This window comes from Ruegeria sp. BHSC037, from assembly GCF_059613045.1.
Genome location: NZ_JBXWRT010000004.1, coordinates 133,603 through 145,307, shown reverse-complemented (window position 1 = coordinate 145,307; position 11,705 = coordinate 133,603). Strand labels below are relative to the sequence as shown.

The following is an 11,705-nucleotide window of genomic DNA, read 5'->3' as shown; positions in this document are numbered from 1 at the left end:
TCGCATTTCTTCTCGACAGGCTAAGGCCACATTTGTACCATCGTCAATCATGAATGACACAAATGTATCAAATGCCGTTCTTGACCGGCTGACCCGTGAATGGGACGCCCTGACACCCGAGGCGCAGAAAGCCGCCCGCTATGTGCTGGAAAATCCGGCGGATGTGGGCGTTTCGACCGTGCGCGAGATCGCCGAGGCCGCGAACGTGAAACCCAACACCTTCGTCCGCATGGCGCGGCAGGTGGGGTTTGAGGGGTACGAGGATTTCCGCGCGCCGTTCCGCGACGCCATCCGGCGTGGCACCGTGTCGTTCCCGGACCGCGCCCGCTGGCTGCAGGAGATCGGCAAATCCGGCGAACTGGGCGGGCTCTATGCCGACATGGTCGGAGCCGCGATCCGAAATATCGAGGAAACCTTCGCCGGGATCGACGCCACCCGGTTGCAGGCTGCAGCCGAGGCGATCTGGACATCCCGGCAGATTTTCACGCTGGGCGTCGGCGTCAACAACGCGAACGCGCGCAACTTTACCTATTTGGCCTCGACCGGGATGAAGCAGTTCCACGCCATTCCCCGGCCCGGCTCGACCCCGGTGGACGATCTGGCCTGGGCCGACGAACAGGACGTGCTGATCGCGATGACTTGCCACCCCTACCGGACCGAGGTGATCGAGGCGGTAAAGCTGGCCCGCGAACAGGGCATGACCGTGGTCGGCATTTCCGACAGCCCCGCCAGCCCGGTCATTCTGAACGCGCAACATGGGTTTGTCGTCGCCGCCGACACGCCCCAGTTCTTTCCATCATCTGTTTCGACCATCGCGTTGCTGGAGACGCTTCTGTCTTTCGTGGTCGCCCTGTCCAGCGATGAAATCGTCGAGCGTGTCGAGCGGTTTCACCGCCGCCGGCACCAACTTGGCCTATATGCGGAGGAGCCTGAATGACCGCACCGCTGACCCGCTCGCTGGAAGCCCGCTATTACACCGACCCGGCGATATTCGAGCAGGAGAAACAGGGTCTTCTGGCCCGCACCTGGCAATTTGCCGGCCATGTGGCTCAGGTGCGCGAACCGGGCGACTATTTCGCCTTTGAAATCGCAGGTCAGAACCTGTTCTGCATCCGCGGGCGCGATGGCGAAATCCGCACCTTCTACAACGTCTGCCAGCACCGCGCGCATGAAATGGTGACCGGGGCCGGCAACACCCGCGTCGTCGTCTGCCCCTATCACGCGTGGACCTATGAGCTCACCGGGCACCTGCGCGCCGGACCCAACATCAAGTCGGTTCCGGGCTTCGACCGCAGCGCGATCTGCTTGACCCCGGTGAGGACCGAGCTGTTCAACGGCTTCATCTTCGTCAACCTCGACGATGACGCCGCCCCGATGGACGATTGGTACCCCGGCGTACGCGCGGAAATCCGTGCATTCGTTCCACACATTGACGATCTTGAACCGCTGGAATGGGTCGAGATACCCGAAAACTGCAACTGGAAGGTCAGTATCGAGAACTACTCGGAATGCTATCACTGCCCGACCAATCACCCGACCTTTGCCACCGGTGTGGTCAAACCCGAAACCTATGACATTCAACCCGATGCAGGCGGCGGATACGTTCTGCGCCATACGACCGAGTGTCAGAGCCTCGACAAGATGACCTATCCCATCGACCTTTCGGTGCCCCATGCGGGCGACTATCGGTCATGGTTTCTATGGCCGATGTTCTCGTTCCAGTGCTATCCCGGCAATGTCCTGAACACCTATCACTGGCGCGCGCATGATGCCGATCACTGTACCGTCTGGCGCGGATGGTACACCGAGGGCGGGTCCGAAAGCGCGGTGATCCGCCAACTGGCGGTGCAGGACCGGGAAACCACGGTCGAAGAAGACATCCAGCTGGTTGAAAGCGTGCATCGCGGCCTGAAATCGCGCGGCTATCGCCCCGGCCCGCTGGTGCTGGACCCGGCTTGCGGCGTATTGTCGGAACATTCGATCGCCCGCTTGCAGCAATGGATGCGCGAGGCGGTGGATACAGATGCAAGCGGAGTAGACGATGGCCGACATCTTTGACGAAGACCTGTTCCTGAAAGGACTGGCACAGCGCAAGGCGACGCTGGGCGACGAATACGTGGAAAAGAACCTGGCTGCGGCGGATGATTTCACCCGCCCGTTTCAGGAGGCCATGACAGCCTGGTGCTGGGGCTTTGGTTGGGGGGACGAGGTGATCGATCCCAAGACCCGTTCGATGATGAACCTGTCGATGATCGGCGCCCTGGGCAAGATGCACGAATGGGAGATCCACTGTCGCGGAGCCCTGAACAACGGCGTCAGCAAGGAGGAAATCCGGGCGATCATCCATGTCGTCGGCATCTATTGTGGCGTCCCGCAGGCGCTGGAATGCTTTCGCGTGGCGCGCAAGGTTCTGACCGAGGCCGGTCAGCTTTAGCCACCCCCCAACCGCCGCAGATCGAGATCACCCGCCCCGCGCGGGTTTCCTCGTTTCAGCACGAATATGTTACTGAATTTCGATTTGATGCACAGTTGCGTTACATTTTCCTTGCTGCGAATCGCTTCCGGGCGTATTACCCGACCAAGCGGTCACCTAATGACCTGAGCTCAAGACACGAGGTTCTGACGCATGGACGCTTTCATCTGCGACGCACAGCGCACCCCGATCGGACGCTATGGCGGGGCCTTGTCCCAGGTTCGCACCGACGATCTGGCCGCGATCCCGTTGGCCGCGTTGAAAGAGCGGAACCCGCAGGTGGACTGGGCTAGCCTGGATGACGTGATCCTGGGCGATGCCAACCAGGCCGGCGAAAGCAACCGGAACGTGGCCCGCATGGCCGCCCTGCTGGCCGGTTTCCCGGTTCAGGTGCCCGGCACCACGATCAACCGCCTGTGCGCCAGCGGCATGGATGCGGTCGGCATGGCCGCGCGGGCCATCAGGGCGGGCGATTATGACATGGCGATTGCCGGTGGCGTCGAAAGCATGTCGCGCGCGCCCTTCGTGATGCCCAAGGCCACCAGCGCCTTTTCCCGCGCCAATTCGGTCTATGACACCACCATCGGCTGGCGCTTCGTGAACCCGAAAATGGAAAAAATGTACGGCACCGACTCGATGCCGCAGACGGCCGACAACGTGGCCGAGGAATACAACATCAGCCGCGCTGATCAGGACGCATTCGCGGCACGCAGCCAGGCCCGCTGGGCCGCGGCGCACCAGGCCGGGGTGTTTGCGGAGGAGATCACCCCGGTCACCATCCCGCAGCGCAAGGGCGACGCCATCGTCGTCGATACGGACGAACACCCACGCCCCGGCACGACCGCAGAGAAGCTGGCCAGCCTGCACGGCGTCAACGGCCCGCACAAGACCGTGACCGCGGGCAACGCCTCGGGCGTCAATGACGGCGCCGCGGCCATTCTGCTGGCCAACGAGGCCGCCGCGCAGAAGAACGGCCTGACCCCGATGGCGCGTGTCGTGGGCATGGCGGTCGCGGGGGTCGAGCCTCGGGTCATGGGAATCGGTCCGGTCCCGGCCACCCGCAAAGTGCTGGCCCGCACAGGGCTGAGCATCGAGCAGATGGATGTGATAGAATTGAACGAGGCCTTCGCAGCTCAGGGTCTGGCCACCCTGCGTGAACTTGGCGTGGCCGATGACGCACCCCATGTGAATCCCAATGGCGGCGCCATCGCCATCGGCCATCCGCTGGGCATGTCCGGCGCTCGGCTGGTCATGACGGCGGCCTTTCAACTGCGCCGCACCGGCGGACGCTATGCCTTGTGCACCATGTGCGTGGGCGTAGGCCAGGGCGCCGCGCTAATTCTCGAACGCGTGTAAGGGAGGAGACCCGACATGTATGCTCAGATGATCAAGACGGCAGGAACAGGCGTCAAATCCCGCGAGGAAATGACCGAGCAGGAACGCGCCTTTCAGGACAAGATCGACGCCGACATCAAGATCGAGCCCAAGGACTGGATGCCCGACGACTATCGCGCGACGCTGATCCGCCAGATCGGGCAACACGCCCATTCCGAGATCGTCGGCCAACTGCCCGAAGGCAACTGGATCACCCGCGCGCCCACGCTGGAACGCAAGGCGATCCTGCTGGCCAAGGTGCAGGACGAGGCCGGGCACGGCCTGTACCTGTACTGCGCCGCCGAAACTCTGGGCGTCAGCCGCGATGAACTAACCGAAATGCTGCTGGACGGGCGGATGAAATACAGCTCGATCTTCAACTATCCCACGCTGAACTGGGCCGATATCGGCGCGGTGGGCTGGCTGGTCGACGGGGCGGCGATCATGAACCAGGTGCCGCTGCAGCGCACCTCGTACGGGCCTTATTCGCGCGCGATGATCCGCATCTGCAAGGAAGAAAGCTTTCACCAGCGCCAGGGCTATGACGCGATCCGCAAGATGGCCGAGGGCACGCCCGAACAGCGCAAGATGGCGCAGGACGCGCTGAACCGGTTCTGGTACCCGTCGCTGATGATGTTCGGCCCGTCCGACAAGGACTCGGTGCATTCGGCCCAGTCGATGGCGTGGAAGATCAAGATCAACACCAATGACGAACTGCGCCAGAAATTCGTCGATCAAACCGTGCCGCAGGCCGAGTATCTGGGCCTGACCATCCCCGACCCGGACCTGAAATGGAACGAAGAGCGCGGGCATTACGATTTCACTCAGCCCGACTGGTCGGAATTCTTCGACGTGATCAAGGGCAACGGCCCCTGCAACACCGACCGCCTGGCCGCCCGCAACAAGGCCTGGGACGACGGCAAATGGGTGCGTGACGGTCTGCTGGAACATTCCCGCAAGAAACGCGCCCGCAAGGTCGCAGCCGAATAACCCACCCGATAGGAGGACACCTGATGAAAAACGAATGGCCCCTGTGGGAAATCTTCATCCGCGGCCAGCACGGCATGAGCCACCGCCATGTCGGCTCGCTCCACGCGCCCGACGCCGAAATGGCGATCAAGAACGCCCGCGACGTCTATACCCGCCGCAACGAGGGCGTCTCGATCTGGGTGGTCGAGGCAAACAACATCACCGCCAGTTCGCCCAGCGACAAGGGTCCGCTGTACGAGCCCAGCGAAAGCAAGGTCTATCGTCACCCGACCTTTTTCGACATCCCCGAAGAAGTGGGGGCGATGTGATGGCACGCGACGAGGCATTCCTGCAATTCCTGCTGCGGATGGGCGACAACACGCTGATCCTGGGCCATCGCGTCAGCGAATGGTGCGGCCACGCGCCGGTGCTCGAGGAAGACATCGCGCTGGCCAACACCGCGCTGGACCTGATCGGCCAGACGCAGATGTGGCTGGGCCTGGCCGGAGAGGTTCAGGGCGAAGGCAAGTCTGCCGACGATCTGGCCTTTCTGCGCGACGCCTGGGATTTCCGCAACGTGCTGTTGGTCGAGGTGCCCAACGGCGATTTCGGCCGCACCCTGATGCGCCAGTTCCTGTTTGATGCGTGGCACTCGATCATGCTGGGCCGGCTGATGAAATCGTCTGACGACCGGGTCGCGGCGATTGCCGAGAAGGCCAGCAAAGAGGTCGCCTATCACCTGGAACGGTCCAGCGACACGGTGGTCGGACTGGGCGACGGGACCGAGGAAAGCCACAGGCGCATGCAAGAGGCGCTGGATTACCTCTGGCCCTATGTCGGCGAGATGTTCGCCAGCGACGAGATTGATGCCGAGATGGCCGCCGCGGGTATCGCACCCGACCCGGCCGGCCTACGCGAGGAATACGACGCGCTGGTTCAGCGCGTACTGACCGAAGCCACCCTGACCATTCCCGACAGCCGCTTTTCCCACAAGGGCGGCCGCGACGGGCGCATGCATACCGAACATCTGGGCCACCTGTTGACCCAGATGCAATGGCTGCAGCGGGCCTATCCGGGCGCAACCTGGTAAAGGCCGATGGATCGCGCCACCGTAGAGCAGGTCTGGGAATGGCTCGACGCCGTGCCCGACCCCGAGATCCCCGTGATCTCGGTCGTCGATCTGGGCATCGTGCGCGATGTGACATGGGAGGGCGACACGCTGAAGGTTGCCGTGACGCCCACCTATTCCGGCTGCCCGGCGACCTCGGTCATTGCTATGGACATCGAAACCGCCCTGCGCGACCACGGCATCGACAAGATCAAGCTGGAGACCCGAATCTCTCCGGCCTGGACGACCGATTGGCTCAGCGACAAGGGCCGCGCGAAGCTCGAAGAATACGGCATCGCACCGCCCCAGCCCGCAGGCGGACCCGACCGCTGCCCGCATTGCGGCAGCACGGCAGTGGAAAAGGTCAGCCAGTTCGGCTCGACCCCGTGCAAGGCGCACTGGCGCTGCACCGACTGCCTGGAACCTTTCGACTATTTCAAGTGCATCTGAGGAGGACCGGATGGCACGTTTTCACGATCTGGAAGTCACCGACATCCACAAGACCATCCGCGACGCGGTCGTGGTCACTCTGAAGCCGGTGAACGGCGCGGCCGAGGCGTTCGACTTTGTCCAGGGCCAGTACCTGACCTTCCGCCGCGAATTTGACGGGGAAGAGCTGCGCCGCTCCTACTCGATCTGCGCGGGCAAGGATGACGGCGTTCTGCAGGTGGGCATCAAACGGGTCGAGGGCGGCGCTTTTTCGACCTGGGCCAACACCGAGCTGAAAGTGGGCGACAGGTTGCAGGCGATGCCGCCGATGGGGGCCTTCCACACGCCGCTGGACCCGTCCGCGCACCGGCAGTACCTGGGCTTTGCCGGCGGGTCGGGCATCACGCCGGTTCTGTCAATCCTAAAGACCACGCTGGCACGCGAACCGCATTCGCGCTTCACGCTGGTCTATGCCAACAAGGGCGTGAACACGATCATGTTCCGCGAAGAGCTGGAAGACCTGAAGAACCAGTACATGGGCCGCCTGAACGTGATCCATATCCTGGAAACCGACGCGCAGGAGATCGACCTGTTCACCGGGCTGGTAACCAAAGAGAAATGCGCCGAACTGTTCCAGCATTGGATCGACGTCGAAAACACCGACACCGCCTTCATCTGCGGCCCCGAGCCGATGATGCTGGGCATTGCCGAGGCTTTGCGCGAACACGGGCTGGATGACAGCCAGATCAAGTTCGAGCTGTTTGCCAGCGCCCAACCGGGCCGCGCCAAACGCAAGCAGGGCGATGCCGCCAGCGCCGCGCAGGCCAACCAGACCCAGGCGCGGGTCACGCTGGACGGCGCCACCCAGACCATCACCATGCCCAAGGACCAGACCATTCTGGACGCGGCGCTGGAAAACGCGATGGACGCCCCCTATGCCTGCAAGGCCGGGGTCTGTTCGACCTGCCGCTGCAAGGTGATCGAAGGCGAGGTCGAGATGGTCGCCAACCACGCGCTCGAGGATTACGAGGTCGAGAAAGGCTATGTGCTCAGCTGCCAGGCCTACCCGCTGACCGACAATGTCGTCGTCGATTACGACCAATAAAGGGAGAGGGACCATGGCCGAAGACATGAGCATCGAAAGCTACCTGGCCGCGGGCGGCGTTCTGACCAACCCGACCAACGTGCCGCCCCGATACCGGGCGGAGCTGATGAAGCTGATGGCGACCTTCGTCGACAGCGAACTGGCCGGTGCGGCTGGGTTTGCCGACATCATCAACCAGGGACCGGGCATCAAGGAACGCATCGCGGCGGCGAAGATCGTTCTGGAAAAGACCGACAATGCCGACCGCGTCCTGAAGATCATGGGCGAGTTCGGCGCGGATACCGACCGATATGCCACGCATCACCCGTGGACCGCACGGCTGGACCGTTCCGCCGATATCGGGGCCACGCGCAGCGAACATGACATGCGCCTTGCGGTCTTCAACTATCCGATCGAAGGCTGGACCGATGCGGTGGTGATGAACCTGCTGATGAGCCGCGCCGTGGGCGTGCAACTGGCCGAGTTCGCGCTGGTGTCCTATCAGCCGCTGGCCGAGGCCTTCCGCGCCATCGCCCCGATCGAGGCGCATCACGGTGAATTGGCCCTGGAAGGCGCGGTCAAGCTGTTGGAACAGGGCGCGTCGCCGGCCATGCAGGACTCGGTCGATTACTGGTGGCCCCGCGTGGCCGCAAGTTTCGGCGCGGGCGACCCCGAGCGGATGGAAAAGCTGCGCCAGATGGGCCTGCGCCGCGCCTCGGGGGTCGAACTGAAAAACCGTTGGCTGGCCGAGGCCGCCGAGGTCGTAACGCGGCTTGGCTTGCGCACCCCGTGATCACCGCCCGCTGGGGCGGCTGATCAGGCCGTATTTAAGGGCAAGCGATCGCAGGCCGCGACGCCGTGGCCGAGCCACCTTGCCCGTGCCCGCGTCAACCGCACCGGCCTTGCGGTTGAACTCATAGACGTCAATGATGCGCTCGGCGCAGCCGCAGGCCTCGCCCATCCCGACCTTGGCGAAATAGAATTCGTCGAACCGTTCGGGTTTTTGCATGGCGCCCTCCGACCGCAAGTAGACGCCGGTTTGGCTCAAAAGCCAAATCACAATGCCGGCAGGGCCGGTGCTACAGCGCCTTGACGCCCGACAGGGTCAGATTGCTGACCAGCGCGGCATAGTCCCGGCGCGCCTGTGCATCGGCACCGGAATTCCACATGTAATACCAGTTCAGCATGCCGAAGACCGACATCGTGGCCGAGCGCAGCTTGGACCTGTTGCCGCGAAACACGTCAGGAGCGACTTCGGCAATGATGGAACTGAGGAAATTCACCATGTCGCGCTGATACCCGCGCAGCAGGCGCTGCTGCTCCTCGGGCAGGGCCGACATGCCGCTGGTCTGAACCCGGTGTTCGTCATCCACGCCCTGATAAGCCAACAGGATTTCAGCCACCACGCGGTGAAGCTTGTCGGGCGGGCTGAGGCCTTCAATCTCGAGCCCGCATATCAGGTCGCGCAATTCCCGCAGATAGGTCTCGAGAATGTCGAACAGGATCGCGTCCTTGCTGTCATAATAGTGATAGATGTTGGCCTTCGAGATCCCGCATTCGCGCGCAAGCTGGGTCATCGAGGCGCGGTCGAAGCCTTCGCGGGCAAAGACCCGCGCCGCCGATTTAAGGATCTGCGCGCGTTTCTGGTCGTGATCTTTTGCAATCGTACGGGCCAAACCTCACTCCTTGTCTCGGTTGTCGACGACGCGCTTGGCCTTGCCCTGGCTGCGCTCGACATCGCCGGGGTCCCCTACAACGATTTCGGTGGAAACGCCAACGATGTCCTTGATCCGCTTGGTCAGCATGCGGGCGGCGGCGGTCTTGCTGAGTTCATCGGCCGCGTCGGGCATCGCCTCGACATAGACGCGCATCGCGTCCATGCGGCCGGATTTGTACAGCTCGATCTGGTAATGCGCGGCAATGCCGCCGGTGGCCATGACCTGTTCCTCGATCTGGCTGGGGAAGACGTTGACCCCGCGCAGGATGATCATGTCGTCGCTGCGGCCGGTGATCTTCTCCATCCGTCGCATCGAGCGCGCGGTGCCCGGCAGCAACCGCGTCAGGTCGCGGGTGCGGTAGCGGATCATCGGCAGGCCTTCTTTGGTCAGCGTGGTAAAGACCAGCTCACCCATTTCGCCGTCGGGCAGAACCTCGCCGGTCTGAGGGTCGATGATCTCGGGATAGAAATGATCCTCCCAGATGACCGGGCCGTCCTTGGTTTCCACGCATTCGTTGGCGACGCCCGGCCCCATGATCTCGGACAGGCCGTATATGTCGACGGCATGCATATCAAAGGCCTGTTCGACCTCTCTCCGCATCGCATCCGTCCAGGGCTCGGCCCCGAACACGCCCACCGACAGCGAGCTTTCGCGCGGGTCCATCCCGACCTTGTGATACTGCTCGAGGATGTTGAGCATGTAGGACGGCGTGACCATGATGCCGTCGGGTTTGAAATCGGTGATCAGGGCTACCTGTTTCTCGGTCTGACCGCCGGACATGGGAACGACCGTAGCGCCCAGTCGCTCGATTCCGTAATGCGCGCCCAGACCGCCAGTAAACAGGCCGTAGCCGTAGGCGTTGTGGATCATGTCGCCCTTGCGCAGACCGCTGGCGCGTAGGCTGCGGGCCACCAGATCGGCCCAGTTGTCGATGTCGTTCTTTGTGTAGCCCACCACGGTCGGCTTGCCCGTGGTGCCGGACGACGCATGCAGGCGGATGATCTGTTCGCGCGGCACGGCAAAAAGGCCGAACGGATAGTGGTCGCGCAGGTCATTCTTGTAGGTGAAGGGGAACTTGGCCAGATCGTCCAAGGTTTTCAGATCGTCGGGATGCACCCCTGCCTCGTCGAACCGCTGTTTGTACATCGGCACATTGTCATAGGCATGACGCAGCGACCATTTCAGGCGGTCCAGCTGCAAGCTGCGGATTTCATCGATCGACGCGATCTCGATCGGGTCAAGATCCGCTTTGTTCGGGGTCAGATCCTTCATGATGTCCTCCTCACCTCAAGATTCTGGAAACAGGGTCCCGTTGATCGCGCGGGAAAAGCCCCGGAACTCGGCGATCTTGTGGCCATCCTGGTTGGTCACTGTCACGTCATAGATGCCGCTGCGGCCGGTCAGGCTCTGCTCGGTCGCGCGGGCGGTCAGCCGGTCGCCCAGCCGGCCCGGCGCGACATAGCTGATCACGTTGTGCTGGGCCACGGTCGACTGGTTGCGGCTGTTGCAGGCAAAGGCAAAGGCGCTGTCGGCCAGCATGAAGGTCACGCCGCCATGGCAGATTCCGTGCCCGTTGCAATGGTGCTGCTGCACGGTCAGCGCCAGCGTCGCGGTGCCCTCGTCGACCTCGACCAGTTCCATCCCCGCCCATTTCGAGGCATGGTCCTGCGCCCACATCGCGGCGGCGGCTTTTTCGGCGCGTTCTTTCGGTGTCATGCTCATTTGCCCCGAAACTCCGGGCTGCGCTTTTCCAGAAAGGCCGCGACGCCTTCGGCATAGTCGGCGGATTCACCGCAGGTCTTCATGGCGTCGGCCTCGATCTCAAGATGATCGGTCAGACTGTTGGTCGCGGCGGCCTGGATGGTCTGCTTGGTCAGGCCCAGGCCGAGCGTCGGACCGTTCGACAGGCGTTCGGCCAGCGCGCGCGCCTCGCTCATCAGATCGGCATCAGGCAGGGCTTTCCAGATCAGGCCCCAGTCCTCGGCCGTTTTCGCCGCCAAAGGCTCGCCGGTCAGAGCCAGCCCCTTGGCACGCGCCTCGCCCAGCAGATGCGGCAGGTGCCAGCTGCCTCCGGTATCGGGGATCAGCCCGACCTTGGCGAAGGATTGGATGAATTTCGCGGACTCGGCGGCCAGCACGATATCGCAGGCCAGCGCAAGATTGGCGCCTGCGCCCGCGGCCACGCCATTGACCGCGCAGATCACCGGAAAGTTCAGCGACCGGATCAAACGCACCAGCGGCGCATAGAAAGTGCGAACCGTGTGGCCCAGATCCGGCGGACCGTCCATTTTCGACGGGTCGCGATCGGCCAGATCCTGCCCGGCGCAGAACCCACGCCCGGCCCCGGTCAGCAGGATCGCCCGCGCGCCCTCATCGCGCGCGCTTTCGATGGCGCGGCGCAGGGCATGATGCATTTCTTCGGTGAAACTGTTCAGGCGATCAGGGCGGTTGAGAGTGATTTCCACATAATTTCCATGCCACTGCGCAAGAATCGTATCGCTCATGGGCCGCTCGCTTTGCATTCGTTTCGATATTCTTCTTGCATTAACC

The 11,705-nt window shown here is 63.0% G+C and carries 15 protein-coding genes; 10 read left to right on the top strand and 5 right to left on the bottom strand.

The window, feature by feature from the left end; genetic code table 11:
* The first annotated feature begins 49 nt into the window (after positions 1 to 49).
* The 10 genes from AC2FMN_RS05470 to AC2FMN_RS05425 all read left to right on the top strand — a co-directional run bounded on the left by AC2FMN_RS05470 (position 50) and on the right by AC2FMN_RS05425 (position 8,230).
* The gene (locus AC2FMN_RS05470; protein ID WP_496679023.1) at positions 50 to 937 is read left to right on the top strand and encodes a MurR/RpiR family transcriptional regulator; all 888 of its coding nucleotides are present in this window, start codon (positions 50 to 52) and stop codon (positions 935 to 937) included.
* Positions 934 to 2,058, top strand: a complete 1,125-nt coding sequence (locus AC2FMN_RS05465) for an aromatic ring-hydroxylating oxygenase subunit alpha (RefSeq protein ID WP_496686807.1) — start codon at positions 934 to 936, stop codon at positions 2,056 to 2,058. Before AC2FMN_RS05470 ends, AC2FMN_RS05465 begins: the two co-directional genes overlap by 4 nt.
* Positions 2,042 to 2,434 carry a carboxymuconolactone decarboxylase family protein gene (locus AC2FMN_RS05460; protein WP_170357019.1) on the top strand — a complete coding sequence of 131 codons (393 nt, stop codon included), beginning with the start codon at positions 2,042 to 2,044 and terminating at the stop codon, positions 2,432 to 2,434. Before AC2FMN_RS05465 ends, AC2FMN_RS05460 begins: the two co-directional genes overlap by 17 nt.
* A 192-nt stretch (positions 2,435 to 2,626) precedes the next feature.
* On the top strand, positions 2,627 to 3,829 hold the full coding sequence (gene pcaF, locus AC2FMN_RS05455) for a 3-oxoadipyl-CoA thiolase (RefSeq protein WP_496686805.1): 1,203 nt from the start codon (positions 2,627 to 2,629) through the stop codon (positions 3,827 to 3,829).
* 15 nt (positions 3,830 to 3,844) lie between these two features.
* A complete protein-coding gene (gene paaA / locus AC2FMN_RS05450) occupies positions 3,845 to 4,837 on the top strand; it encodes a 1,2-phenylacetyl-CoA epoxidase subunit PaaA (RefSeq protein WP_496679029.1) in 993 nt (330 codons plus the stop codon).
* A 23-nt stretch (positions 4,838 to 4,860) separates the two neighbouring features.
* Positions 4,861 to 5,145, top strand: a complete 285-nt coding sequence (gene paaB / locus AC2FMN_RS05445) for a 1,2-phenylacetyl-CoA epoxidase subunit PaaB (RefSeq protein WP_005978248.1) — start codon at positions 4,861 to 4,863, stop codon at positions 5,143 to 5,145.
* Positions 5,145 to 5,906: a 1,2-phenylacetyl-CoA epoxidase subunit PaaC gene (paaC, locus tag AC2FMN_RS05440; RefSeq protein WP_496686804.1), complete on the top strand. Its 762-nt coding sequence runs from the start codon at positions 5,145 to 5,147 to the stop codon at positions 5,904 to 5,906. The genes paaB and paaC overlap by 1 nt, the downstream gene beginning before the upstream one ends.
* 6 nt (positions 5,907 to 5,912) lie before the next feature.
* Positions 5,913 to 6,374: a 1,2-phenylacetyl-CoA epoxidase subunit PaaD gene (gene paaD, locus AC2FMN_RS05435; protein ID WP_496686803.1), complete on the top strand. Its 462-nt coding sequence runs from the start codon at positions 5,913 to 5,915 to the stop codon at positions 6,372 to 6,374.
* 10 nt (positions 6,375 to 6,384) lie between these two features.
* Positions 6,385 to 7,458 (top strand): 2Fe-2S iron-sulfur cluster-binding protein, encoded by a 1,074-nt coding sequence (locus AC2FMN_RS05430; protein WP_496686801.1) that lies wholly within the window; start codon positions 6,385 to 6,387, stop codon positions 7,456 to 7,458.
* A gap of 13 nt (positions 7,459 to 7,471) precedes the next feature.
* Positions 7,472 to 8,230 carry a Phenylacetic acid catabolic protein gene (locus AC2FMN_RS05425; protein ID WP_496686799.1) on the top strand — a complete coding sequence of 253 codons (759 nt, stop codon included), beginning with the start codon at positions 7,472 to 7,474 and terminating at the stop codon, positions 8,228 to 8,230.
* Here AC2FMN_RS05425 and AC2FMN_RS05420 read toward each other — a convergent pair whose 3' ends face one another.
* From AC2FMN_RS05420 to paaG, 5 genes are all read right to left on the bottom strand, one after another.
* The gene (locus tag AC2FMN_RS05420; protein WP_496679035.1) at positions 8,231 to 8,446 is read right to left on the bottom strand and encodes a hypothetical protein; all 216 of its coding nucleotides are present in this window, start codon (positions 8,444 to 8,446) and stop codon (positions 8,231 to 8,233) included.
* A gap of 70 nt (positions 8,447 to 8,516) precedes the next feature.
* On the bottom strand, positions 8,517 to 9,113 hold the full coding sequence (locus tag AC2FMN_RS05415) for a TetR/AcrR family transcriptional regulator (RefSeq protein ID WP_496679037.1): 597 nt from the start codon (positions 9,111 to 9,113) through the stop codon (positions 8,517 to 8,519).
* Between the two features lie 3 nt (positions 9,114 to 9,116).
* Complete coding sequence (paaK, locus tag AC2FMN_RS05410) at positions 9,117 to 10,427, bottom strand: phenylacetate--CoA ligase PaaK (RefSeq protein WP_496686798.1); 1,311 nt, start codon at positions 10,425 to 10,427, stop codon at positions 9,117 to 9,119.
* Between the two features lie 15 nt (positions 10,428 to 10,442).
* Positions 10,443 to 10,871, bottom strand: a complete 429-nt coding sequence (paaI, locus tag AC2FMN_RS05405) for a hydroxyphenylacetyl-CoA thioesterase PaaI (RefSeq protein WP_496686796.1) — start codon at positions 10,869 to 10,871, stop codon at positions 10,443 to 10,445.
* Positions 10,872 to 10,873: 2 nt separating this feature from the next.
* Entirely contained in the window at positions 10,874 to 11,659 is a 786-nt protein-coding gene (gene paaG, locus AC2FMN_RS05400; protein ID WP_496679042.1) for a 2-(1,2-epoxy-1,2-dihydrophenyl)acetyl-CoA isomerase PaaG, read from the bottom strand.
* Positions 11,660 to 11,705 lie beyond the last annotated feature (46 nt).

Bases quoted from the DNA above. Each gene is read 5' to 3' on its own strand.
- AC2FMN_RS05470 (WP_496679023.1), top strand. From the start codon at position 50: ATGAATGACACAAATGTATCAAATGCCGTTCTTGACCGGCTGACCCGT.
- AC2FMN_RS05465 (WP_496686807.1), top strand. From the start codon at position 934: ATGACCGCACCGCTGACCCGCTCGCTGGAAGCCCGCTATTACACCGAC.
- AC2FMN_RS05460 (WP_170357019.1), top strand. From the start codon at position 2,042: ATGGCCGACATCTTTGACGAAGACCTGTTCCTGAAAGGACTGGCACAG.
- pcaF (WP_496686805.1), top strand. From the start codon at position 2,627: ATGGACGCTTTCATCTGCGACGCACAGCGCACCCCGATCGGACGCTAT.
- paaA (WP_496679029.1), top strand. From the start codon at position 3,845: ATGTATGCTCAGATGATCAAGACGGCAGGAACAGGCGTCAAATCCCGC.
- paaB (WP_005978248.1), top strand. From the start codon at position 4,861: ATGAAAAACGAATGGCCCCTGTGGGAAATCTTCATCCGCGGCCAGCAC.
- paaC (WP_496686804.1), top strand. From the start codon at position 5,145: ATGGCACGCGACGAGGCATTCCTGCAATTCCTGCTGCGGATGGGCGAC.
- paaD (WP_496686803.1), top strand. From the start codon at position 5,913: ATGGATCGCGCCACCGTAGAGCAGGTCTGGGAATGGCTCGACGCCGTG.
- AC2FMN_RS05430 (WP_496686801.1), top strand. From the start codon at position 6,385: ATGGCACGTTTTCACGATCTGGAAGTCACCGACATCCACAAGACCATC.
- AC2FMN_RS05425 (WP_496686799.1), top strand. From the start codon at position 7,472: ATGGCCGAAGACATGAGCATCGAAAGCTACCTGGCCGCGGGCGGCGTT.
- AC2FMN_RS05420 (WP_496679035.1), bottom strand. From the start codon at position 8,446: ATGCAAAAACCCGAACGGTTCGACGAATTCTATTTCGCCAAGGTCGGG.
- paaK (WP_496686798.1), bottom strand. From the start codon at position 10,427: ATGAAGGATCTGACCCCGAACAAAGCGGATCTTGACCCGATCGAGATC.
- paaI (WP_496686796.1), bottom strand. From the start codon at position 10,871: ATGACACCGAAAGAACGCGCCGAAAAAGCCGCCGCCGCGATGTGGGCG.
- paaG (WP_496679042.1), bottom strand. From the start codon at position 11,659: ATGAGCGATACGATTCTTGCGCAGTGGCATGGAAATTATGTGGAAATC.